Here is a 23,404-nt window from a genome sequence, read left to right on the forward strand (position 1 = left end):
CTAAACCTTCTTTAAAAATATATGTTTATTAGTCTTATAGACCTTCTCTTTAACAATGGAATATCCTAATTCAGAAACGTAATCAAAAGATGTTTCAATGCTGGCTTCCACAATAATCATAGTGTCATCCGTAATATAATCTCTTGAAACAAGAGACTCCAACACTTGCTTTTCAATAAGCTTATTGTAAGGAGGATCCATAAAAACTATATCAAAACCATCAGAGCATTTTAACCTGCTGATAGCAGAAAAAACATCTTCATTAAAAACTTTGGAACAATCCTCAAACTTAGCCTTTGCTATATTGTGATTAATACAATTTAATGCCTTTTTATCTTTTTCAACAAAGACAGCCTCTTTAGCACCACGGCTAAGAGCCTCGATTCCCATCTGACCGCTTCCAGAAAACAAATCTAAAAAATTGCAATCAGGAATGTCAAAAGCAATCATGTTAAAGAGTGTTTCTTTTATTCTGTCTGAGGTTGGTCTGGTATCTAGTCCTTCTGGAGTTTCTAGAACCATGCCACGTTTACTACCGGATATTATTCTCAAAGTTATTCACCTATTTTGTTAATACATTCTCCAAGAAGCTCCAACGCTTCTTTTGTAGCTGAAGTTCGGACTGTAGTTCTGTCTCCTTTAAGATGAAGCTCTTTAACTATGCATTTATCATCTCCATACGCACAGCCAATATATACAAGCCCCACAGGCTTTTTAGGAGAACTACCACCTGGCCCAGCAATGCCGGTTGATGATACGCCAAAATCCGCTTTAGCTTTTTTTCTAACACCCTTAGCCATTTCGACAGCAGTCTCATAGCTAACGGCTCCATGTGCCATTAAAGTAGAATCCTTTACTCCAAGATTCTTCATCTTGGCTTCGTTTGAGTAGGTAACATACCCTTCGTTGAAACAATCTGAAGCTCCTGGAACATCTACAATAGTACTGGCAATCATTCCACCTGTACATGACTCAGCGGTGGCTACAGAATAGCCACCTGCTGTCAAAGTGCTAATGATAGAATCAATATTCATTAATTCTGCTCCTTAAGCACATCAATATTCTGATAGATATAAATTACAAGGGATAAAATTGTCATAATGAGTGCAACCCATTTGAAGATTTCTCCAAGAACCTGAAGCCAACCAAATGGAAGATTTGCTACCAAAATAACAATCATAATCATCTGAGTTGTAGTCTTAATCTTGCCAAAAATATTAGCAGCGATAACAAGACCATTTTCAGCAGCGATAAGTCTAAATCCAGAAATAATAAACTCTCTTGCGATGATAACAATTACATACCATGCTGCAAGCTGACGTGTCTGGATGAGACAAATCATAGCAGAACAAACAAGAAGCTTGTCTGCAAGTGGATCCATAAACTTTCCAAAATTAGTTACAAGATTGTATTTACGTGCAATCTTGCCGTCGGCCATATCTGTAAGTGATGCTGCGATAAAGATAAGGTCAGCGATGATTCTAAGTGCTGTGCTTTCTGGCTTGATAAGTAGAAAGAACACAAAGAATGGGATCATGATAACTCTTAACAGTGTTAATTTGTTTGGTAAATTCATAACGCTACATCTCCTATCAAATCATATTCATCAAAGCTTGTAACAGTCACATCAACAAACTGACCGCTAACAAGCTCGGTGTCACTATTAATAAAAATGAAGCCATCTACTGATGGAGTGTCTCGATAAGTACGCCCGATAAACACACCATCCTCAGGAAGCTTTCCTTCAACGAATACAGGAATAGTTCTTCCTACGTAATTCTCATTGTTGGACATTGAAATGTCCTTCTGGCAAAGCATAACTTCTTCCTGCCATTTATGCTTTAAATCTTCGTCTACCTGATTATCCCAAGTAGCTGCGACAGTGCCATCCTCTTTCGAATATGCGAAAGCACCAAGTCTGTCAAACTTCATATCTTTGATGAACTGAAGTAACTCCTGATGCATTTCTTCTGTCTCACCTGGAAAACCACAAATCAATGTAGTGCGAAGTGAAATATCAGGCATTGCTTTTCTTAAACGATCAGCAATATTCATAATATCAGCCTTGTTAGTCTTGCGTCCCATCTTTCTGAGAAGCTCATCATTACAATGCTGAATAGGCATATCTATGTAGTGACAAATCTTTGGCTGTGAAGCCATGCATTCTATAAGCTCATCTGTGATTTCTTCTGGATAAGCATATAAAATACGAATCCATTTAAGGTCCTCAATCTCACAAAGCTTATTTAAAAGCTCTGGTAAAGATTTTTTACCATAAATGTCCATTCCATAAACGGTAGTCTCCTGTGCAACAAGAATAAGCTCTTTAACGCCATCAGCAACAAGCTGCTTTGCCTCAGCTAAAACCTGCTCCATAGGAACTGAACGATAATCGCCTCTGATATATGGAATGATGCAGTATGTACAACGTTTGTTGCATCCCTCTGCTATTTTAAGATAGGCGAAATGCCCACCTGTTGTAAGAACTCTTTTTCCGTCCTTAGGAAGACCAGTAAGTGGCTTCTTATAAACAGGCTTCTCGCCATTCTTTTCAAGTACTTTATTAATTGCATTTAAAAGCTCATCATATGAATTAGTTCCAATGATGGCATCGACCTCAGGAAGGTCTGAAAGAATCTCATCTGTGAAACGCTGGGCAAGACATCCTGTAACAATAAGACCTTTAAGATTTCCAGTCTCTTTGTACTGGCCAAGATCTATAATGTTCTGAATGCTTTCCTCCATGGCATCAGCAATGAAAGAACATGTATTTACAACGATGATATCAGCCTCAGCTTCGTCATCGCAGATAGTAAATCCCTGTTCCATCAAATCTCCAAGCATATGCTCAGAATCAACCAGGTTTTTATCACAGCCAAGAGAAACAAATAAAACTTTCATATAAATTAGTTATTAACTTCCTCGTTTAAGATTTTGATAGCACCGTCATTAAGCTCGTTAACAGCAATTGAAAGTGGCTTATCACCCTTCTGATACTTGATAAGTGGATCAGCACCGTCGATGATCTGACGTGCACGCTTTGCTGTAGCAGCAACGATTGTATAACGTGAGTTAACTACTGGCTCCTCACCAACCTCAACATTCTCATTAACCTTTTCCATAAGTTCTACATAAGATGGATGTATCATAATTAATTACTCCTTTCAAACACCTTTAATTCATTCTTCATATCATTGATGGCCTTAGTATTTCTAGAAACCTTGAAATGCTCAGCCTGAATTATATTATGAACCTGATCAACTGCTCTTTCTAATGAATCGTTAACAATCAGGTAATCATACTGTTCCATGTACTGAGATTCCTTACAAGAAATAGCAAGTCTCTGTGCTATAACCTCCGGTGTCTCAGTGCCTCTGCCAACTAATCTGTTTTCTAATTCCTTAGCAGATGGTGGCATCGTAAATAACAATAACGCATCTGGATACATCTCCTTAACCTGGAGTGCTCCCTGAATCTCTATCTCGAGGATAACATCTTTTCTGCGTTCAATAAGCTGTTCTACATAAGCTCTTGGTGTGCCGTAGGAATTTCCATTGAATGTAGCATACTCTAAAAGCTCATTATTTCTAATCATATCATCAAACTCTTCACGAGTTTTGAAAAAGTATTCTCTACCATCTTTTTCTCCAGCACGCATGCCTCGAGTAGTGGCAGAAATAGAAAGATTATAATCGTTAGGGTGGGCCTCAAGTAGATGCTTCATAATAGTTCCTTTTCCAGCACCTGAAAAGCCTGAGAGAACTATCACGAGCCCTTTATCATGCATCATAATCCGATTCCTCCTTCGTGGAATTTTCTATTATTCTCCCCGCTATTGTATCCGGCATTAGAGCTGATAAAACTACATGCTGGTCACAAACTATTACACATCTTGTACGTCTACCCTGCGTAGCATCAATAATCGTACCCTTCTCCTTCGCATTTGCGATAATACGCTTTGCTGGCGCAGAATCTGATGTTACCATGGAAACAATTTTTTTGCTATTAATAATATTTCCAAAACCAATATTTACAAAAGCCATAATTATTCTATATTCTGAATCTGCTCCCTAACTTTTTCGATAAGAGTCTTGAGAGTGATTCCAATATCTGCGATTTCAACATCAGTAGATTTTGAAAGGATTGTATTAGCTTCACGATTGAGCTCCTGTGCAAGGAAATCAAGCTTACGGCCAACTTCTTTATCCAAATCAAATACTGAACGTGTCTCAGTAACATGACTCTTTAAACGAACCATCTCTTCGTCAATGCAAATCTTATCTGCATATAAAACTACTTCCTGAGCGATTCTGCTTTCATCGATTTTAGTATCCTCTAAAAGCTCGTGAACCTTTCCCAGAAGCTTTGTTCTGTATTCTTCGATAATCTGAGGACTTCTCTGTTCAAGCTTATCAACTAAGACAAGCATCTCATCCATCTTTGAAACCAAATCAGCTTCAAGACGATTACCCTCTGCAATACGTGCTTCGATAAACTGCTTAATGCAATCATCTAAGGCCTTAAGTACAAGCTCTTTTAAGCTATCCTCATCAGCTTCCATCTCCTCAAGCTCAATAACATCAGGAAGACGTGAAATGCTGCTGGCCTTCATATCGTTATCAACGCCAAGCTTCTCAGCCATAGCAGAAATAGATTCATAATACTTTAACGCAATGGCATCATTAATAGATACCTGATAACAGGCATCAGAATGCTCGTTAAGCGTAATATAAACATCTACTTTTCCCCTGAAAATACTCTCGCTGATTTTATTGCGAACTGTGCTCTCTAAGAAATTGAGTTTCTTAGGAAGTTTGATATTAAGATCGAGATATCTGTGATTTACAGACTTCATCTCAATGGTGACCCTAGCGTCACTATTTTCGGCAATTCCTTTGCCATAACCTGTCATGCTTCGTACCATGTGAGTCTCCTTTTGGCTATGTATGTCGCAAACTATCCCACATTTACATAGTTGTTTTTAATTATAATTAAAGATACAATAATAGTCAATTATAGATTGAAAGGACTATTGGTTTTATGGCACTTGACGGAATTTCTATACACGCATTGGTTCACGAATTTAACAAAAACCTTTTAAACGGAAAAATCAATAAAATTTCTCAACCTGAAAAGGAAGAGTTATTAATTACTATAAATACACAAAACGGAAACAAGAGACTTTTAATATCAGCAAATGCTTCTCTTCCGTTTATGTATATAACAGCTGACAATAAGCCTGCTCCTGCCACAGCACCAGGCTTTTGCATGTTGCTTAGAAAGCATATTGGTGCAGGACGAATTATCGAAATCTCTCAGATGGAATTAGAGCGTGCTATTCGTTTTAAAATCCAGCATCTAAACGAAATGGGTGATATCACATTTAAATATCTATACGTAGAAATTATGGGAAAGCACTCTAATATCATCTTCTGTAATGAAGATAATATGATTCTAGATGCTATTAAGCATGTTCCATCATCAGTAAGCTCTGTACGTGAGGTACTTCCAGGCCGTGAGTATTTCATTCCAGCTCAGGAAGGAAAAATAAATCCTCTTACTGTCACAGAGGATTACTTTAAAAGCACCATCTTAAAGAGAAGTGAATCTATATTCAGAGCTATCATGTCATCTTTTGTAGGAATAAGTCCTACAATTGCGAATGAAATATGTTACAGAGCCGGCATAGATTCAGACGCCAGTTGTGCATCACTTTTCGACGAGCATAAGGACGCATTATTTAAGAGCTTTTCTGATTTAATGAAGGATGTTTCTTCAGACAAATATAATTACAACATTGTGATTGATGAAGCAAAGGACGAGCCTGTAGAATACGCTCCTGTCATCCTTACTATGTATCAGGATAAATCTTCAAAAGCTTATGAAAGCATGTCAGAAGTTTTGGTTGAATTCTATGCTAAGAGAAATCAGTATACAAACATCAGACAAAAATCCTCTGATTTAAGAAAGATTATCTCAAATCACATAGAGCGAGCTTCTAAGAAGCTGGATTTACAGTTAAAGCAGCTTAAGGATACTGATAAGCGTGATAAATACAAGCTTTATGGTGAATTGCTTCACACATATGGCTACGAGGCAAAGCCTCAGGATAAATCAATTACAGTAATAAACTATTACAATAACGAAGAGCTTACTATTCCTTTGGATCCAGATTTTAGCGCATCGGAAAATGCCAAGCGATACTTCGATAAATATGCAAAGCTAAAAAGAACGGCCGAAGCACTTGATACATATATTGAACAGTCCAAGCAGGAATTGGACCTTTTAAAATCAATCGAAACTTCACTTAATATTGCTGAGACTGAGACTGATTTGTCAGACATTAGACGAGAGCTTTCCGACCACGGATTTATCAAGAAGCATTCTGGAAACAAAAAGGAAAAGGTTAAGAAAAGCAAGCCTCTTCATTTTGTGGATGACAACGGCTTTGATATCTACGTCGGCAAAAACAATTACCAAAACGATGAGCTTACATTTAAATTTGCCACTGGCAACGACTGGTGGTTCCATACCAAAAAGATTCATGGAAGTCACGTTATCGTAAAGACGAATGGCAAAGAACTTCCTGACAGCTCCTACGAATATGCAGCAGAACTTGCGGCTTACTACTCTTCTGGCAGAGATACAGATAAAGTTGAAATAGACTATCTCCAGAAGAAGAACGTAAAAAAGCCCGCCAGTGCTGTGGCAGGCTTTGTAGTCTATTATACAAATTATTCTATGGTTGTATCTCCAACCTTAGAGCACGTAAAACTGGTTAGCCAGGAATAAATTTAATGTGGACCTTAGATCTGGATGATTTTCCAAATCGGGGTCCTCTTTTAGTATTTGGTCAACATCATTAGATGCCATTTCAAGTTCGTAGGCATCCTGATAAATATCCGCAACCTTAAAACTAAATTCACCGCTTTGTCTCACGCCAAACATATCTCCCGGTCCTCGAAGTTTTAAGTCCTCTCTTGCTATATAAAATCCATCATTTGATTTGAGCATAATATTAAGACGATCACTCTGCTTATCATCCTTACTCTCATTCATAAGAATACAATAGCTTTGTGCATCTCCTCGTCCTACGCGTCCTCTAAGCTGATGCAATGCAGCCAAACCAAATCTGTTTGCATTTTCAATCATAATTACAGTTGCATTAGGAACATTAACACCTACCTCCACAACTGTAGTAGATACAAGAATCTGTGTCTTATGTTCTGCAAAATCAGCCATTACCTGATTCTTCTCAGCTGGCTTCATCTTTCCATGAAGAACTCCTACTTCATACTGATCCTTAAAATATTCCTTAAGCTTCTTGCTGTAATCAGTAACATTCTGAGCTTCAGTTGTTTCGGAAGCCTCTACCAATGGGCAAATAATATAAACCTGATGCCCCTTCGCTATTTCATCTGAAACAAATTTGTATGCAGTAGGTCTCATACTTTCTTTGATGACACAAGTCTTGATTGGAAGTCTGTTGGCAGGTAGCTCCTTTATAACAGATACATGCATATTTCCATAGAGAATCATCGCAAGCGTTCTCGGAATAGGAGTAGCCGACATAACAACGATATGTGGGTGATTCCCCTTTGATGAAAGCTTATCCCTCTGCTGTACTCCAAATCGATGCTGCTCATCTGTAATAACAAGAGCCAAATCTCCAAAGGTTCTACCTTCAGAAATAAGAGCATGGGTTCCAATTATAAGGCAAGCTTCATTTTCATCCACAAGCTTCTGCATGGCCTTTTTTTCAGAAACTTTCATAGAGCCTGTAAAAAGTGCAACTGGTATATCCAGCCCTGCCTCATTAACCCAGTTTAAAAAAGTCTCATAGTGCTGCTTTGCTAGAACTTCGGTTGGAGCCATAATAGCAGCCTGATATCCTGAAAGCGCAACATCAAGCATCGCCAAGAAGGCAACGATTGTCTTACCGCTGCCTACATCTCCCTGAATCAATCGCTGAGTAACATAATCTCCAGTTAAATCAGAAAGCATCTCATCCAATACCTTGGACTGATCACCTGTCAGGCTGAACTTCAAACCTGCTCTAAAATCATCGGTTTCCTTGTGATGAGTAATTTGAAATTCGTTAGGAAAAGATACCGCCTTACCTTCCTGCAACCTTGAATTCAGAATAAAGAAGAACATCTCTTCATATGCAAGACGCTTTCTCGCTGCCACTAAATCATCAAAGGTCTCTGGAAAATGATAGGTACTTATAGCCTTTGAATAAGGCACAAAACCATTTTTTTCCTCTAGTGCAGCAGGTAATCGATCATCAGATATTTTACAGTGAGCAAGAGCTTCTTTTACAGCCTTAAGGACTGTTGTGTTGCCAAGCCCCTTTGTCAGGTGATAAATAGGCTGAATCTGCTTTCTAAGCTCCAGATATTTTTCCGGTTCAAATATGGCCGGTTGGGACATTTTGAATCGCCCCTTATCAAATATCAGTCTTCCGTAAAAAATGTAAACTTTACCAGGCTCAAGAGTTCCTTTTAGGTAATTGGAATTGAACCAAACCAAATCAACAGGTATGTCTCCCGCATAGGCTGTAGCAGATAAAATATCCATCCTGTTTTTTGAGCGAAAAGCCTTAGGAGAAGTTTTAATTCTTCCAGAAATACTTATTAATGAATTGACACTATCTTTATCTGGTGCCTGTGGCTCTGGATAAACTAAATATGTACGTGGAAAAAAAAGGAGTATATCCTCAATGGTATATACTCCTAACTTATTTAAATATTTAGCTGTCTTTTCGCCAACACCTTTTATAGTGTCTACTGGTGACAACATTTCCATTACATCTACTCCACTGAAACAATGTATGCGTAAACAGCTTGACCACCTTCAGAAATCTCTACTTCGAGATCTGGATACTTCTCTTCGATTTCCTTGCCAAGTGCCTCAGCCTTTTCCTGGTCACTTCCTTCGCCCCAGTAAATAGATACAACAGCAGAATCCTCAGAAACCATCTCATCGATCATCTCCTTGAATGCCACAGAAATATCAGCATTTACTGAAAGAAGTCCTGAGTCACCCATACCCATCCAGTCATCCTTTGTGATTTCCTTATCGTCAATCATAGTATCACGGACAGCATAAGTAACCTGACCTGTCTTAACATTCTTGATTTCCTCAGTCATGTTAGACTCATTATCCTCAACGCTTGCATCTGCATCAAATGAAATAAGAGCTGTAATTCCCTGTGGAATAGTCTTTGTAGGGATAACTACAATCTTCTTATCCTCGCAGATAGCAGCTGCCTGATTAGCAGCAAGGATAATATTTTTATTGTTAGGTAATACAAAAACAGTCTTTGCATTAACCTTTTCTACTGCGCTAAGAATATCATCAGTACTTGGGTTCATAGTCTGACCACCTGGAATCATGTAGTCACAACCAAGCTCTGTGAAGATAGATGTAAGACCTTCGCCTGTAGCAATTGAAACAAATCCCATTTCCTTTGCTGGCTCAGAAGGAGCAGCCTTTGGCTCTTCCTTAGTCTCAGCTGTAGCATCATCACCAATCTTAATATCGCTAACTGTACCAACAGAAAGTGACTGAATCTTAGACTGAATTTCTTTAATCTGGTATGTTGCAAGTGGCTTATCTGTCTCGATAACAAATTCAATTGTAGTCTTAACCTTTTCTGCAGCCTTAACAACACCTTCACCAGCTGCTACTGGCTCGTAGTCTACTTCCTTACCAATGAGAGCATCATAAGCACCCTGAAGTACACATACAAGACCCTGTCCGCCGGAATCAACTACGCCAGCCTGCTTAAGAACGGGAAGCATATCTGGAGTCTTAGCAAGAACATCCTCTGCCTCAGCGATAACAGCCTCAGCAAACTCAACGATATCGTCAGTCTTGCCCTTCATTTCCTGTGCCTTATCAGCTGCACCTCTGGCAACTGTAAGGATAGTACCTTCCTTAGGCTGCATAACAGCCTTGTAAGCTGTCTGTACGGCCTTTTCAAAAGCCTCAGCTAAAATATCAACTGTAACCTCATCATAATTACCCATGACCTTTGTAAGACCACGGAATAACTGAGATAAAATAACACCAGAGTTACCTCTGGCACCACGAAGTGAACCAGAAGAAATAGCCTTTGCTACTGTCTTCATATCTGCATCCTTGAGCTCAGAAACAGCATTAGCTGCAGACATGATAGTCATTGTCATATTGGTACCTGTATCACCATCAGGTACAGGGAATACGTTTAACTCATTTATCCATTCTTTTTTAGCTTCGAGATTTCTTGCTCCCGAAAGGAACATCTTTGCTAACAAAGACGCATCGATAGTTTGGATCTCCACTATAAATTGCCTCCTTAATCGATAACACGTACGCCTTCGACGTATATATTGATTGTATCTACATTTAATCCTGTAAATGATGATACCTTGTACTTAACTGTTTCAATAAGATTCTCAGCTACTGCCTCGATGCTAACACCGTAAGAAACAATAACATGAAAATCAAGCGATATAGCATTATTCTCGTTAATAGAGACGCTGATACCGTGATTTAAATAATCCTTCTTTAAAAGCTTAACCAAGCCGTCTTTCATATTAACAGCTGCCATACCAACAATGCCGAAGCACTCTACAGCAACCGAACCAGCATAGGTCGCAATTACATCTGTGTCTATAACAATCTTACCAAGTTCTGTTTCCATTTGACCTTGCATAAAATTCAACCTCCAAATTCGCATATTTCTTCATGATGAAGTAATTATATACTAATCTGAGAAAAAATAAAAGCCACTCCCCATATAAAGAGTGACTTTCAATATCGTGTCATGTAAGATTAAGCACGCTCAACCTTGCCAGAACGTAAACAAGAAGTACATACATATAACTTCTTAGGTGTTCCATTCACATTACACTTAACGGACTTCACATTAGACTTCCACATATGATTGGATCTTCTATGAGAATGGCTCACATTGTTACCGAAATGAGCGCCTTTTCCACAAACTGCACATTTTGCCATGATTGCACCTCCTTGTAATATATTTCAAAAACCAAGTGTCGCTTCGAATTAAGCAACAAATGGATTATAGCAAAGCAATTTAGAAAATGCAATCATTTTTTCCTAAATAAATATGAATAATTGCTATTTTTCAAAATAAGCCTTGAAAACACTGGCTGCCAAAGGGGCCGCATACTTACTTCCATATCCTGCTCCCTCCATAATAACAGCTACTGCCAACTTCTTGCCATTTTCATCCTTGGCATAACCTACAAACCAGGAATGAGTAATCTTTTTATTTTCGGTATACTCAGCAGTTCCAGTCTTGCCATATACCTTTAAATCTCCAAAATCCACCTTTTCAGCCGTTCCGTCAGTAACAACTGCTTCCATATACTGATTCAAAAGATTTGCCTCAGAAGCGGTAATAATAGAGCCATATGATACAGGCTCAGTTTCACTGACCACTTTACCATCATCACTGATTATACGATCTGCAATATAAGGCTCCATCAACTGACCATTATTTGCAATAGCTGAAACCAGCATGCACATGTGAAGTGGAGAAACCGTAGTACGTCCCTGACCAATAGCTGTTTGGGCTACAATGCTTTCTTTGGTATCACTATTAATTGCAAACTTTGAAGCCTTGGTACCACTAATCAAAGTAGGCAACGTATCATTAAACAATAAATCTTCAGCTGTAGATTGAAATTTTTCTCTATCAATTTCAACGCCCATGGATGCATAAGCACTATTGCAGGAATTAGAAAATGCTGTAAGCAAATCTTCCTGACCATGAGACTTATTGCCACTACAGTGAATTGTATAATCATCCACATCAAATTTGCCACTGCATTTATAAAAAAAATCTGATGGAGAATTTCCATCTCTTAAATACGCTAAGGTTGTAACAATCTTAAAAGTAGAGCCAGGTGGATATGAGCCATTTGTAGCTCGATTTAAAAGGGCTGAATCTCCTTTTTCAGTATCATTTATATCATCCCAATACTTATCAATAGTATTAGGATTGTAATCTGGCTTTGATACCATGGAAATTATCTTACCTGTATCTGGGTCTATTGCTATAACAGCACCATCAAACATTCCAAGTCCATCATAGGCTGCTTTTTGTGTTTCATAGTCAAGAGTCGTATAAAGGCTGTCCCCCATACTCTTCTGTCCCGTCAGACTGTTATTAATCTGGTCAGAAAGAGTAATGTGTGATTTCAATAGGTCAAAGGAATAATTGGCCTCCAACCCAGCCATCCCGTGATCTACATAGCCTACGGCATGAGAAAAGAGCCTCTCGTCGGGATAGACACGAACTTCATTGCCCTCCTCATTCTTGGTCGTTTTCGCAATAGCTCTTCCATCTGCCGTGTATATGCTTCCTCTTTCCACATCATCTGCAAAAACAGAAAAACGTGAGTTATAGGAATTATAAATAAAGCTATCAGCATCAACCACAAGGAACCTGACAAAATACGCAATCATCCCAGCAAAAAAGATTAAAAACATAAAAGCTGTGACATAGATTTCCTTACGAATTGATTTTTTATTGTGATTAGTAGTCATATCTTCTTCTGCCTTTCGCTGATATCCATAATTCTTCTGAACTTTCAGCAATAAAGAATCCAATAAACATTGATAATAACGAACTTCCACCATAACTAATAAATGGCAAAGTAACTCCAGTTGAAGGAATAAATTTAATTACTCCTCCTATATTTAAAATAGTCTGGATTCCAAAAATGATTGCAATTCCACTAACAACCAGCATATAAAAACTATTAGAACAGTTAAACGCACAGTTAAGGAACATAATTGTGCTACACATGTAAATGATAATGAGACAGATTGCAACGATAGCTCCCATTTCTTCTGAAATAGCAGCAAATATAAAATCCGATACAACAACAGGAATTTTAGCTGGCATACCATTACATATGCCAGAGCCAAGCCATCCACCTGTTCCAATGGCAAAAAGCGATTGTGAAATCTGGTATCCTTTGTCATCTACAACAGAAAGAGGATCCAGCCAGGCTATAAATCTTGTCTGAATATGAGGAAAAGCATTAAAAGCAATTATGCCACCTACAATTGCACCTCCTATTTCAAGACCCAGTAAGATGTAATTTTTGTATGCAATAAAAGTAAGAAAAACATAAGCAGCAAGGAAAACAAGAGCTGTCCCTAAATCCTTGGAGTGCACCAGCACAAGCACATGCATACCTGCACCTATTGTAGAAAAAAGGTATCCTCTGAAATCTCTGAAAGTAACAATGCATCCAGCAATAAAAAACAGATAAGTAATCTTAACAATCTCACTAGGCTGAATACGTATTCCCAACACATTAAATGAAAGACGGGCTCCATATTCAATATCTCCAATAAAACTAATGGCTAGCAATGATACAATTCCAATAGCCGCAAACACAAATAAATATTTGGATATTTCAGGAATTTTTCTAAGAAAGTAAATGACAATAACAGCAACTACAAGAGAGACCACCCCATTAATAAGCTGACGAATCGACTTGTTAAAGTTTAATCTCTCAATAAATACAAAGCTGAAACAAAGCATTAACAACATATTATTAATCAGTGCCTTAGATGCAGGCACTGATAGATTGTTTAAAAAAATAGCTATTACGGTCAAAAATATTAATTGAAAAACAGTCGTTAGAATTACATAAGGATTTTCCTTTGCAAAATATATAACTGCAGCAGAATTGCAAAGAAATAAAACTATCATAACAGCCTGAATCGTAGTGAGAATACTCCCCACTACCTCGTTTAGCTTCGGTTCAAATATCTGAATCAGGTCTATAACAGTAAAAATAATAATGTAAGATAATATTGTTATTCTGGAAAAAGAAGTAATTACGCTAACCACTCTACTCTACGCCTCTTTTTAAATGTCCTTTTGTGTAATCTTCTTTGATATGAACTAATTGATTATTGTTAAATACGTTATCGTAAATACGAAGTATCTCTTCTGTTTCTTTATAATCTTCAAGAGTAAAATCAAGTCTAAATTCCTTTACTCCAAGATCAATCAAGTCTGATTTCAAATCAAATGCAATATACTTCTTGCTATTGTAAATCGTGTTATAACAATAATCGCAGTTACACTTAATTATATGGTTCTCGTTTTTTCGATCCACGAGTGTCACAGTGTCATTATTTTTCTTACAGCCCACTGTGTTTTTGATAGTACAGTTAGCAGTAATCATCATAGGAATACGGCTGTACACTATCATCTGAGAATTTGCATTATCTCTATGCTTAAGTTCTTTAAGAGAAAGCTCATAAGAAATGCAGTCACGGTTTAAACCAAGAGCCCTAAAGCCCTGAATACTTCGATTGTTAAAAGTATAAAGTCTGTAATCAAGGATTATCTTTTCTAAAGGATATCCCTGATCTTTTAGCCATCCGAGTTCATCAAATGACGCAGCTATAACACCTTCTGCTGATTCTGGAATAGAAATGTTAGTATATTCATCTCTAAGAATTGGAGGAAGGTAAATATATAAATCTCCATCAAAAAGCTTTCTTGCCTCAACATATAAATTGGCAGGAACAGCCAGCGATTTTATAAAATCAAACTTTCCTACAGCTTTAATCTGTTCGATAGTAGAAACAGTAACAAAAGTATCCTGTTTCTGTGAATGATTACCCTCAAATGAAAGCTTCTCAAATTCATTAATAGTTGGATTAGAAGCATTGCCAGAAATATCTAATAATAAATTTTCTACAGCCTCTCTTCTGGCATTCTTAATCACTGATACTGGAAAGAAAATATCTTCGTCTGCGTCAATATCAAGCTTTACTAATTCAAAAGGTGTATTACCAAGACCAGAAACAGCCTTTTTTATATCCTCTTTTGTAGTAGGCTTCTTGCTGGCCTTTTCTATCAACTGACCAGAAGCTACGCCTTCATGTCCATTATTATCGTAAAAACGAACTGAAAATTCTTCACCAAGCAAAGCTTTAACTCTGCAATTCACCTTTATCTTTGATGAATTTTCATAAGCAGGCTCTGTTTCAGTTTTTGTATGAGAAGGAGCCTCAAAGGTAATCATATCTGGACCATTGTGCTTGTGAAGATACAAATCAGTAAAACCACTACGATTACCGTAATCAAGAAGCTTCTGAATATCTTCCTGGGAAACAGAATAATTACGGGCTCCCTTATATAAATATTCATCTAAATAATGTCTGTAGACACTAACAACACCTGTGGCATAAGAAAGCTGCTTCATACGGCCTTCAATCTTAAAGGACATTACACCAGCTTCAATCATCTCAGGAAGATAGTTTATAGTACAGAAATCCTTTGGTGAAAGGATATAATTACCCTTCTTATTAAGCTTTTTGCCATTCTCATCAAATGCATCATATGGCAAACGGCAAGGCTGTGCACAGCGACCTCTGTTGCCTGAACGACCGCCAAGAATAGATGACATGAGACACTGACCAGAGTAGCAAACACAAAGAGCTCCGTGAATAAAGCTCTCAATCTCAAGATCAGGACACATCTGATGAATCTTAGAAATCTCCTGACAAGAGATTTCTCTGGCTGTAACAATACGTGCTGCACCTAAATCCTCTAATAGCTTAGCGCCATATCCTGTACAGGTGCTAACCTGAGTACTCACATGAATGTGAGTATCCGGGAAATATTCTCTGATAAAATTAAAAACACCAAAATCCTGAACTATGAATGCATCAATGCCGTTTTCAACATATGCACGTAAATATTTATATAATTCGCCTTCAATCTCAGGATTTTTAAGCAATGTATTTACAGTAAGATAAGCCTTCTTTCCGCGAATGTGAGCATATTTGATTGCTTCTGCAGCCTCCTCTATAGAAAAATTCTTAGCATAGGCTCTGGCGCCAAATAAATCACCGCCAAAATAAACGGCATCCGCTCCCGCATCCACAACAGCTTTAAAAATTTGCAAATCACCTGCTGGTGAAAGTAATTCTAATTGATTCATATATTTCCTTTACTAAAAAATTAAAATAAAAACGAGTCCCTATGAAGGGACTCTGATTAGTTGTCTGATAACGAACCTAGAAGAGCATCCTCTAGGGAAGCCTCAAGCTTTGTCTTATGAAGAAGAAGTTCTTTGTTCTCCCTCTCAAGCTTTGCAATAGTCTCTTCTAATGTCTCAGTTTTCAGCTGAGCTGAAATTAAATCATGCTTAAGATTATATATTTCTTTGTCTCGAATATCTAAATCTGACTCCAGAGATTCAACCTGTGTTTTGGCTTTGAAGTAGTCGTCAGCAATATTCAGCTCTAATAATGTTGCTTTAAGGTCAGCTGAAATACGCTTGTATCCATCAATTGAATTAAACTCATCAAGCTTAGAATTGATGTAATTAGCTACGCGCTGAAGATATTCCTCCTCCTCGTAACCACTTAACGTATATACTTTTCCGCCTATAAGCACCTTTGCGCTTTTTTCGGAAACCATAACGCATCCTCCCGTCAGAAATTCAATACTTATTATAGCTATCTTTGTGGTTAAAAACAAGTAAACTATACTATTCAAAATGAATTTGATTTTTTACATCAATTTTCTACATAATATACTCGTCTAGAGCTTCCGTCCGTATCGCCTTCGCCTGTTTCCCTGGCTTCTTTTAGTAATGCCTTAAAATCTGCTATATCACGTCCTGAATCAAATGGGGTCACATATATTGCATATATGACATGATTATTGTCAGTGTTTAAAATCATAGCCACGTGTGCGTAATACTGTTTTCCCTCCATGGTGCCCGTGTATGTATATAAGAAAGTTTTGGTTCCATCAATATATGTGGTTTCAGAGGATTGCCTTGCGGCGTCGGGTATCATTGATACAGCCAGCTCATCTATTTTTTCATACAAAACTGATTCACTTACAAAATATGACACCCATAGATGATCTAGCGCCTCATCCCCTAAGATAATGGTGGAGTTTTCTGAAATAGTCAGTGATTCCGTCTCCTCATAATTAGAAGGAATGGCAAAAGTCATTCCACCAGTGCTATAGGAAAATGTATCTTCCATAGAAATAGATTTCGTAGTTTCTATACCAACATTTCTTTCCAAATAGCTATGCAATAGGATTACGATTAGCCCAGAAATAGCTATGATAACAAGCAACATTATAAGAGCTAAACTAGAGCTATCTTTTTCTTTTACTTCGCTCACTCCACACACCTCCTGCTATGAATATTAATAGCAAAAAAATGTGTTGAATATGAGAACTTAAAAAGATGCCAGGATATCCCAGCATCTTTTTTAGTGTAAAGGGTGAAGTGTTATTCATTTATAAGTTTCTTATAAAAGTGTCCATCATTTTCAAAGACATTATCTAAGAAGAATTTTGCCAGATGTTATGTTACTGATACAGATGCCCAAGCTGTGGGTGTTATGAAGGCATTTCAATCGGCTGGTTACAAGGTGCCAGGGGATATTGCGTTTGTCGGATTTGATAATTCATCCCATTCACAAAACTCCAATCCGCCTCTCACCACTATCGAAGCTTATCCAGAAGCCATGGCAAAAGCTTCCTTGTATAGGCTGCTAGATATAATGGTAGAAAAAAGTCATATACCATTAAAAATCGAAATAGGAACCACATTAATTCAAAGAGGATCAGCTTAATATTTTCAAAACAACCCCCCACCCATTTAATAAAAACCTTGGGGTCTTTTAAAATATCCACAAAAACACTAGTAAATACAGTATTATAAGTATATGGAATGGGGGGCTCTTTATCCCCAGAAAAAGAAAACATCCTTTATAATATCCAAATCCACTTCTTCATAACTTTTAGTCTTATATCTATCTATCTCTGTCAAAATATACTTTACGCTATCTGTATCCTCCTTGATTAATTCCTTTAAATCATTTCTATCAGGTATATATTTTTCTATTAATTTTATTACTGCACTCTGCATTGAATCCTTGTCCATTTCTATTCTCCTATATTTCTCCTCTCTTTAAAGAACCGGTGTCTCTTCATAATTCATATCTATTCTCCCTAGCAATAACTATAGCCCTTTACTGTGTCTGATTATATCTAATATGAATTTCAACATTTTAATTACTTATTATTTCTTAATACAAATTTTACACCTTGCTTCTCTAAATCATCTCCAAGGCGAGAACCATTTTCCCAATATAATCCCCACTTAAACAACGTGTTCCCTAATGAATCAACTGCTTTATATCCTCCAACTGAAAGGCTGTGAGTAAAAAATTTGATATTATTAATATCAATAGTATTGTTCCCCTTTGTACTTACAATAGTTATTTTTTCTCCATCTTTCACTAGATAGTATGTATTATTCATAAAAACGCCTCGCATAGAAAATACTATACAAACTGAGGAGAATAATGTTATAGCTACTGCCGTATCAAAAACAACAATCTCCATCAAAAAAATTATTGCATACATACCAAAAGAAAGTATACCTAAAATATAATTCAATGAACTTGCATAAGCCCCCTGATTATTTGAATAACAATAATACTCTCCATCTATAATATTCTTTTTTCCACGCTTACTTCCTACAAGTCCAAATACCCCTGCAACTATATAAATTATAAATAGAATCAAATAGACAAAATCTACATGTTTAGGGAAAATAGACCATTTGTTCATACCATATATTCCTAATACTACAGTTATCAACGATATCAATAATCCATTTATTCTGTTTTTCTTGCTATTCTTCAGAAAAAGCTCCTTACTCATCTATAGCTTGCCTCCAACTTGTTTTATTCACTATCTGTTGCACAGTTATCAACACTCGTAACTACACCCATAAGTTCATCAATAACTTTATTTACTAATTGATCATAACCACATCCAAACTTCTTTTGAACAGTCTTTTGAAGCAATCCTCTATTATAGTTCAAAAAATTACTTGTTAAATAAGCTATTATTGCATCAGTAGTTTCATATTGATTCATTTCAATAGCTGCTCTATACATTCCTGGTAGCCTGTGAAAGCGAATGGCTGGATGATCTTGCCATCAGTGGTGTAGCCATGCTTATGCTCTTTGATTTTAATTTATAACTATGAAAAAACTGCAAAGCCCAACATTGGCTTTGCAGTTTAAACATGAATCGGTTTATTAAGTATTATTCTCGTCTGTCTTTCTTTTGTCGAAAAGAGGTATATTTTCCTTCTCTATTCTTTTAAGAAAATTATTTTTTCCTTTCATCATAGGATCAATCAAGAAGAAGGTTCTTTTTCTACCTGACTTAAATACCTTTATATAATTATTGTTAGCTATTTCAACTTTACTAAGCTCAGAGAATTTAGTTTGCTTTTTTAGTATAAACAATTTAATAACAGTAATATCATCTCCATCTACCACAATATCCCAAAATCTTGGCGTGGTATATAAGAAGAAAAGTAATGAAAGAAAATAAAAAACAACAAATAATCCAATTGCAGCTGATGAAAATTCTTCATCAAAATAAATCCATGATGCATTATACTTATAAAAGTGGACACAACATTATAATTGTGTCTACTTGCTTGACTGTGTTCCAAGCCATAAAAATGCCTGTATCCACTACAAGTGTGTTGCATAGTTATCATACTGTAATGGTATACAGGCACATTCCCTTATAATTCGTACAGGAATATTTTATTTTCCTTTTACTATTTTTTTATAAGATTCTGCCAAATCAAGTAATTCTATACCTAGAGAATCACTATAATCCCACGAATCTATTATAAATCTAGTATAATTTATGTTTAAACACTCTTCATTTTTCATTTTTCTTAACTCTTCGACAATACCAACAAGTTGATTGATATTTTTAACACTCTTTCCATCCATTACGTCCTGAATTTCTTTATTTACTTCTGCTTCTATTTTATCAATTCTTTCGTTAAGTTTTAATCCACACATTGTATAAGATCCTCCAAATTATTTATAAACCATTGAGTCGCTCCCCCTAAATACTGATATCCATAACCAAACTGAGGAGCTGCTTGCCCAACAATCATAACTGTACCTTCTCTAACCTGAAACTGTTGAACCCCACTCATGAGATTCCATTCAAATGGCAATGCTAAATTATATCTATTTGTCAAAGGGGAAAATGTTTCAAATAAATATCGTCCTCTAGCTTGAGCATTTACACCATCATAAAAACGTAATCCAAATGTGTCACTACCAGCAACTTTCATTTTTATCGTCCTAACATCGAATGATTCTAATATTTGTTTTCTATAACTCCTAGGCACACCCTGTTCCTTTAAATATTGCGATGCCTCTCTTACTCCTTTATAAACATCATCTGAACTTCTTGCCAATTCTGCACCTGAGGAACCTGATTTGTTTATAAATTTGCCAGCAACTTTCCCTATCCCCTTTGCAAGGCCATAACCAGCCGCAGCGCCAAGCGCCCCTGCTCCTGCTGCTAATGCGGTTTGACCTAAACTTACTGAACCATTATTAATTAGCTGAGTTGTTACACTTCCAGCCGCACCACCTGCAGCGCCAGCCAAAGTTGTTCCAATCAGACCAACACCTGTTGCTGTCAATCCTCCTACTACTGCACCTTCAACGACGGAGCCAGCCAACGAACCAAAATCAAATTCATCTTGCTTTCCAGTCGCAATAGCTACGCCCTGACAAATTGCATTTATACCACCGCCTATGACTGCACCCGCAGCGGCTCCTATTAGTATGTTTGCAAATTTACCATCTTTATCTATAAGATTCTTAGAGTCATTCCAACAGTATAAATAATGGTTTTGTGATTCAGGCATTTCAACAAATCCTCTTACCTGATCTTCCCCAACAAATCTACCATTCTCTGCACTATAGAATCTCGCCTGGGCAAACTTAAGGCCTGATACCTCATCTTCCTGGTAGCCTGTGAAAGCAAATGGCTGGATGATGTTACCATCTGTTGTGTAGCCGTGTTTACGTAACTTTCCTGTTCTTGGATCTATGTTACGACCAAAATCATCAAATGCATAAGAGCTAACAGCTACACCGTCTGTTCCAGTCATGTACATTGGAGAACCAAGTTCATCCTGGAGATAGTAATAGTTGTTGCCTGATTTGCTCATGCTTACTACATTGTTATCATAGATGAAGTTTTCTGTCTCGCCGTTAACTGTGCGTTCAAGAAGGTTATAGTAGTCTCTTGAAAGGTCACATAAGTATTCAATTTTCTCTTCAGGTCTTGTGGATGCCACACGGAATCCTAATCCGTTATACTCATTCTCCACTTCCCCTTTATTTGAGTCTACCACTTTTGAAAGCATATTTGTTGCATCAAAAGTAAAGGTCTTTTGTAAAAGACCATCCACGTACTCTTTTGTCTGGTTGCCACGCTTATCATAGTCATATGTCTTTACGATAGCCTGACTGTTATTAAGTTCCTTAGCCTGAACAAGTCTGTCTAATACATCATATGTATACGAAGTTCTAGAATCATGTTCAGCAAGTAATGTTCTATTTCCGAATGCATCGTACTCATAAGCAGACTTAACCATTCCGTCATGTGTAGTCTGGGTAAGTCTTCCTAAAGCATCGTAGCTGTACTTATACTGTCCTGAAACCTTCTCAAGATCACGTCTGCTTCTATTGATTCCTGAAATAAGGCCTGTAGTGTCATAAGTATAGAAGTACTTATCAAGCTCGCCCTTGCTGTCGTAGCTTGTCATACTCTCAAGGTTTCCACCTGGAAGGTATGAGTACTCTGTAGATACACCATTTGGAAGAAGCTTAAGTGAGAGTCTTCCAAGCTCATCATAAGAGTATGTAGTCTCCTCACCATTTCCAGAAATTCCTGAAAGCTTTCCTTCTTCATCGTATGTGTAAACAGCTGCTCTTCCATCTGGATAAACAAGCTTTGTCTTTTCTCCTATGGCATTGTATTCGTAACCTACAGTTCTGTTCTTATAATCTGTAACCTTAGTGAGACGACCCAAAATATCGTTCTCAAGGGTGGTCTTTCCAAGCCAGTCATTAATCTCCTTGAGCTGGTTTAACTCGTTGTATGCAAACTCTACAGTTCTGCCATCGCCATAGCCCACCTTTGTTACGATACCTTGGTTATTGTAGCTGTAGCTTGTGGCAAAGTTATCCCTGTCAGTCTTTGTTATAAGACGTCCGTACTGGTCGTACTCATAAGTCTCTTCCTGACCAAGAGCGTCAGTTATCTTTGTAAGCTGTCCTGAAAGGTCGTATGAGTAAAGTGTTACGTGACCATCCTCACCTACTACAGGCATCTTGTCATCTTCAACTCTGCCTTCAGCTCTGTGTACACTCTTAAGGTTATCAAGTGCATCATATGTGTATGCCGTCTCGTTGCCAAGAGCATCCACTACGCTCTCAAGACGTCCTGTAGCTGTGTAAGTATAAAGTGTTGTGCTTCTGCCATCAGTAACCTTTGTGGCACGTCCCATGGCATCATACTCATAAGATACTGTACGGCCATCTGAGCCTTCCACCATGGATACTCGGCTGAGAGGATCATAGCTGTAAGAAATTTCATAGCCATCAGCAAAGCTTCTCTTTACAATTCTTCCTACTGTATCATAATCAAGGCTCTGCTCTAATCTTCCGCAGAAATAGATAGCCTTAAGCTTTCCACCATCTGTGTATTCGTATTTACGAACTCTTCCTGCAGCATCTGTAACTGATTCAATATTTCCAAGCTTTGTGTATGTATAAGATGTCTTATTTCCAAGAGCATCTGTCTCAGAGATTACTCTGCCAAGTAAGTCATAGTCTCTTGTGAACTTATTACCTAAAGTATCTGTTGCTTCAATTACATTTCCATTTTCGTCATAAGCATAGGTTTTCTCATGACCAAGAGCATCTATCTCTTTTATGATGCGATTAAGAACATCATACTCTAGACTTCTTACCTTTATATCACCAAGATACTCAGCTACCACATTTCCATTCTTATCGTACTCAAAGCCTGATGTTCTTCCCTCTGGATCAGTAACCTTAGTAAGACGCATAAGAGGGTCGTACTCATATTTAATGGTACCACCATTAGGCAGGAGAACCGCCTCCTGCTTACCCATTACGTTATAAGTGATTTCTGTTACAAAGCCAGCCTCATCAACTACCTTTGAAACACGTCCCATGACATTCATTTCAAAGTTCTTTACTGTACCGTCTGCCTCTTTTACAGATGTCACCTTACCCATTTCATCATAGGTATACTCTCTTGTATTACCAAGAGCATCTGTAGTCTTTACGATTCTATCAGCGTTATCGTATTCGTATGTAGTAACTGCTCCGTCAGCTGTGGTTGTCTCCACTACACGGTTAAGCTCATCATAAGCATACTCTGTAACCACTCCGTCTGGATCAGTTATGGTATTTACGTTACCCTTTTCATCATAATCAAAAAGAG

General features: G+C 37.4%; 24 protein-coding genes and 1 pseudogene. 2 read left to right on the top strand and 23 right to left on the bottom strand.

Annotated elements, in window-relative coordinates; genetic code table 11:
- Genes rsmD through BUA88_RS12595 form a run of 8 tightly spaced genes read right to left on the bottom strand, consistent with a single transcriptional unit; the run spans position 1 to position 4,924 of the window.
- A complete protein-coding gene (rsmD, locus tag BUA88_RS12560; protein ID WP_072918605.1) occupies positions 1–552 on the bottom strand; it encodes a 16S rRNA (guanine(966)-N(2))-methyltransferase RsmD in 552 nt (183 codons plus the stop codon).
- 2 nt (positions 553–554) lie between these two features.
- Positions 555–1,034 carry a CinA family protein gene (locus tag BUA88_RS12565; RefSeq protein WP_072918608.1) on the bottom strand — a complete coding sequence of 160 codons (480 nt, stop codon included), beginning with the start codon at positions 1,032–1,034 and terminating at the stop codon, positions 555–557.
- Positions 1,034–1,576 (bottom strand): CDP-diacylglycerol--glycerol-3-phosphate 3-phosphatidyltransferase, encoded by a 543-nt coding sequence (gene pgsA / locus BUA88_RS12570; RefSeq protein WP_072918611.1) that lies wholly within the window; start codon positions 1,574–1,576, stop codon positions 1,034–1,036. Before pgsA ends, BUA88_RS12565 begins: the two co-directional genes overlap by 1 nt.
- Positions 1,573–2,901 carry a 30S ribosomal protein S12 methylthiotransferase RimO gene (gene rimO / locus BUA88_RS12575; RefSeq protein WP_072918613.1) on the bottom strand — a complete coding sequence of 443 codons (1,329 nt, stop codon included), beginning with the start codon at positions 2,899–2,901 and terminating at the stop codon, positions 1,573–1,575. Before rimO ends, pgsA begins: the two co-directional genes overlap by 4 nt.
- A 5-nt stretch (positions 2,902–2,906) precedes the next feature.
- Positions 2,907–3,149 carry a DNA-directed RNA polymerase subunit omega gene (gene rpoZ / locus BUA88_RS12580; protein ID WP_028247100.1) on the bottom strand — a complete coding sequence of 81 codons (243 nt, stop codon included), beginning with the start codon at positions 3,147–3,149 and terminating at the stop codon, positions 2,907–2,909.
- Positions 3,150–3,151: 2 nt separating this feature from the next.
- Positions 3,152–3,787, bottom strand: coding sequence for a guanylate kinase (gene gmk, locus BUA88_RS12585; RefSeq protein WP_072918637.1), 636 nt, complete (start codon positions 3,785–3,787; stop codon positions 3,152–3,154).
- Positions 3,780–4,043, bottom strand: a complete 264-nt coding sequence (locus tag BUA88_RS12590) for a DUF370 domain-containing protein (RefSeq protein ID WP_330390300.1) — start codon at positions 4,041–4,043, stop codon at positions 3,780–3,782. The genes gmk and BUA88_RS12590 overlap by 8 nt, the downstream gene beginning before the upstream one ends.
- A 2-nt stretch (positions 4,044–4,045) precedes the next feature.
- Positions 4,046–4,924, bottom strand: coding sequence for a YicC/YloC family endoribonuclease (locus tag BUA88_RS12595; RefSeq protein ID WP_072918618.1), 879 nt, complete (start codon positions 4,922–4,924; stop codon positions 4,046–4,048).
- Between the two features lie 116 nt (positions 4,925–5,040).
- Between BUA88_RS12595 and BUA88_RS12600 the strand changes: the two genes are divergently transcribed.
- Positions 5,041–6,792 carry an Rqc2 family fibronectin-binding protein gene (locus tag BUA88_RS12600; RefSeq protein ID WP_072918620.1) on the top strand — a complete coding sequence of 584 codons (1,752 nt, stop codon included), beginning with the start codon at positions 5,041–5,043 and terminating at the stop codon, positions 6,790–6,792.
- On the opposite strand, the gene recG is transcribed toward BUA88_RS12600, so the two are convergent.
- The 9 genes from recG to BUA88_RS12645 form a co-directional block, all read right to left on the bottom strand.
- The gene (gene recG, locus BUA88_RS12605; protein ID WP_072918621.1) at positions 6,760–8,808 is read right to left on the bottom strand and encodes an ATP-dependent DNA helicase RecG; all 2,049 of its coding nucleotides are present in this window, start codon (positions 8,806–8,808) and stop codon (positions 6,760–6,762) included. The two genes, BUA88_RS12600 and recG, sit on opposite strands and share 33 nt — an antisense overlap.
- A gap of 5 nt (positions 8,809–8,813) precedes the next feature.
- Positions 8,814–10,328, bottom strand: a complete 1,515-nt coding sequence (locus tag BUA88_RS12610) for a DAK2 domain-containing protein (protein ID WP_072918622.1) — start codon at positions 10,326–10,328, stop codon at positions 8,814–8,816.
- Between the two features lie 14 nt (positions 10,329–10,342).
- Complete coding sequence (locus BUA88_RS12615) at positions 10,343–10,702, bottom strand: Asp23/Gls24 family envelope stress response protein (protein ID WP_072918623.1); 360 nt, start codon at positions 10,700–10,702, stop codon at positions 10,343–10,345.
- Positions 10,703–10,821: 119 nt separating this feature from the next.
- Positions 10,822–11,007 carry a 50S ribosomal protein L28 gene (rpmB, locus tag BUA88_RS12620; RefSeq protein ID WP_015549663.1) on the bottom strand — a complete coding sequence of 62 codons (186 nt, stop codon included), beginning with the start codon at positions 11,005–11,007 and terminating at the stop codon, positions 10,822–10,824.
- 123 nt (positions 11,008–11,130) lie between these two features.
- Positions 11,131–12,615, bottom strand: a complete 1,485-nt coding sequence (locus tag BUA88_RS12625; protein ID WP_159430898.1) for a peptidoglycan D,D-transpeptidase FtsI family protein — start codon at positions 12,613–12,615, stop codon at positions 11,131–11,133.
- A complete protein-coding gene (locus BUA88_RS12630) occupies positions 12,554–13,885 on the bottom strand; it encodes an FtsW/RodA/SpoVE family cell cycle protein (protein ID WP_072918625.1) in 1,332 nt (443 codons plus the stop codon). The genes BUA88_RS12625 and BUA88_RS12630 overlap by 62 nt, the downstream gene beginning before the upstream one ends.
- A 1-nt stretch (position 13,886) precedes the next feature.
- A complete protein-coding gene (locus tag BUA88_RS12635) occupies positions 13,887–15,995 on the bottom strand; it encodes a peptidase U32 family protein (RefSeq protein ID WP_072918626.1) in 2,109 nt (702 codons plus the stop codon).
- A 56-nt stretch (positions 15,996–16,051) separates the two neighbouring features.
- Positions 16,052–16,477 (bottom strand): cell division protein ZapA, encoded by a 426-nt coding sequence (locus BUA88_RS12640; RefSeq protein WP_072918627.1) that lies wholly within the window; start codon positions 16,475–16,477, stop codon positions 16,052–16,054.
- 98 nt (positions 16,478–16,575) lie between these two features.
- On the bottom strand, positions 16,576–17,199 hold the full coding sequence (locus BUA88_RS12645) for a hypothetical protein (protein WP_072918628.1): 624 nt from the start codon (positions 17,197–17,199) through the stop codon (positions 16,576–16,578).
- 201 nt (positions 17,200–17,400) lie between these two features.
- On the opposite strand from BUA88_RS12645, the pseudogene BUA88_RS12650 reads away from it, so the two are divergent.
- Positions 17,401–17,655: pseudogene (locus BUA88_RS12650) on the top strand (substrate-binding domain-containing protein); the annotation flags it as partial.
- Between the two features lie 110 nt (positions 17,656–17,765).
- Here BUA88_RS12650 and BUA88_RS12655 read toward each other — a convergent pair.
- The 6 genes from BUA88_RS12655 to BUA88_RS12685 all read right to left on the bottom strand — a co-directional run.
- The gene (locus BUA88_RS12655) at positions 17,766–17,966 is read right to left on the bottom strand and encodes a hypothetical protein (protein ID WP_072918630.1); all 201 of its coding nucleotides are present in this window, start codon (positions 17,964–17,966) and stop codon (positions 17,766–17,768) included.
- Between the two features lie 131 nt (positions 17,967–18,097).
- The gene (locus BUA88_RS12660) at positions 18,098–18,751 is read right to left on the bottom strand and encodes a hypothetical protein (RefSeq protein WP_072918631.1); all 654 of its coding nucleotides are present in this window, start codon (positions 18,749–18,751) and stop codon (positions 18,098–18,100) included.
- A 23-nt stretch (positions 18,752–18,774) separates the two neighbouring features.
- Positions 18,775–18,969 carry a hypothetical protein gene (locus BUA88_RS12665; protein WP_143151439.1) on the bottom strand — a complete coding sequence of 65 codons (195 nt, stop codon included), beginning with the start codon at positions 18,967–18,969 and terminating at the stop codon, positions 18,775–18,777.
- A gap of 165 nt (positions 18,970–19,134) precedes the next feature.
- Positions 19,135–19,380: a hypothetical protein gene (locus BUA88_RS12670; protein ID WP_072918633.1), complete on the bottom strand. Its 246-nt coding sequence runs from the start codon at positions 19,378–19,380 to the stop codon at positions 19,135–19,137.
- A 276-nt stretch (positions 19,381–19,656) separates the two neighbouring features.
- Positions 19,657–19,923 carry a hypothetical protein gene (locus tag BUA88_RS12680; protein WP_072918635.1) on the bottom strand — a complete coding sequence of 89 codons (267 nt, stop codon included), beginning with the start codon at positions 19,921–19,923 and terminating at the stop codon, positions 19,657–19,659.
- Positions 19,911–23,404 (bottom strand): RHS repeat-associated core domain-containing protein (locus BUA88_RS12685; protein ID WP_278335528.1); only part of this gene is annotated, 3,494 nt, incomplete at its 5' end. The genes BUA88_RS12680 and BUA88_RS12685, both read right to left, overlap by 13 nt.

Source organism: Pseudobutyrivibrio xylanivorans DSM 14809 (genome assembly GCF_900141825.1).
Lineage (GTDB): Bacteria > Bacillota > Clostridia > Lachnospirales > Lachnospiraceae > Pseudobutyrivibrio > Pseudobutyrivibrio xylanivorans.

Coding starts and splice junctions, on each gene's coding strand:
- BUA88_RS12565 (WP_072918608.1), bottom strand. CDS start 1,034: ATGAATATTGATTCTATCATTAGCACTTTGACAGCAGGTGGCTATTCT.
- pgsA (WP_072918611.1), bottom strand. CDS start 1,576: ATGAATTTACCAAACAAATTAACACTGTTAAGAGTTATCATGATCCCA.
- rimO (WP_072918613.1), bottom strand. CDS start 2,901: ATGAAAGTTTTATTTGTTTCTCTTGGCTGTGATAAAAACCTGGTTGAT.
- rpoZ (WP_028247100.1), bottom strand. CDS start 3,149: ATGATACATCCATCTTATGTAGAACTTATGGAAAAGGTTAATGAGAAT.
- gmk (WP_072918637.1), bottom strand. CDS start 3,787: ATGCATGATAAAGGGCTCGTGATAGTTCTCTCAGGCTTTTCAGGTGCT.
- BUA88_RS12590 (WP_330390300.1), bottom strand. CDS start 4,043: ATGGCTTTTGTAAATATTGGTTTTGGAAATATTATTAATAGCAAAAAA.
- BUA88_RS12595 (WP_072918618.1), bottom strand. CDS start 4,924: ATGGTACGAAGCATGACAGGTTATGGCAAAGGAATTGCCGAAAATAGT.
- BUA88_RS12600 (WP_072918620.1), top strand. CDS start 5,041: ATGGCACTTGACGGAATTTCTATACACGCATTGGTTCACGAATTTAAC.
- recG (WP_072918621.1), bottom strand. CDS start 8,808: ATGGAAATGTTGTCACCAGTAGACACTATAAAAGGTGTTGGCGAAAAG.
- BUA88_RS12615 (WP_072918623.1), bottom strand. CDS start 10,702: ATGCAAGGTCAAATGGAAACAGAACTTGGTAAGATTGTTATAGACACA.
- rpmB (WP_015549663.1), bottom strand. CDS start 11,007: ATGGCAAAATGTGCAGTTTGTGGAAAAGGCGCTCATTTCGGTAACAAT.
- BUA88_RS12635 (WP_072918626.1), bottom strand. CDS start 15,995: ATGAATCAATTAGAATTACTTTCACCAGCAGGTGATTTGCAAATTTTT.
- BUA88_RS12640 (WP_072918627.1), bottom strand. CDS start 16,477: ATGGTTTCCGAAAAAAGCGCAAAGGTGCTTATAGGCGGAAAAGTATAT.
- BUA88_RS12655 (WP_072918630.1), bottom strand. CDS start 17,966: ATGGACAAGGATTCAATGCAGAGTGCAGTAATAAAATTAATAGAAAAA.
- BUA88_RS12660 (WP_072918631.1), bottom strand. CDS start 18,751: ATGAGTAAGGAGCTTTTTCTGAAGAATAGCAAGAAAAACAGAATAAAT.
- BUA88_RS12665 (WP_143151439.1), bottom strand. CDS start 18,969: ATGAATCAATATGAAACTACTGATGCAATAATAGCTTATTTAACAAGT.
- BUA88_RS12680 (WP_072918635.1), bottom strand. CDS start 19,923: ATGTGTGGATTAAAACTTAACGAAAGAATTGATAAAATAGAAGCAGAA.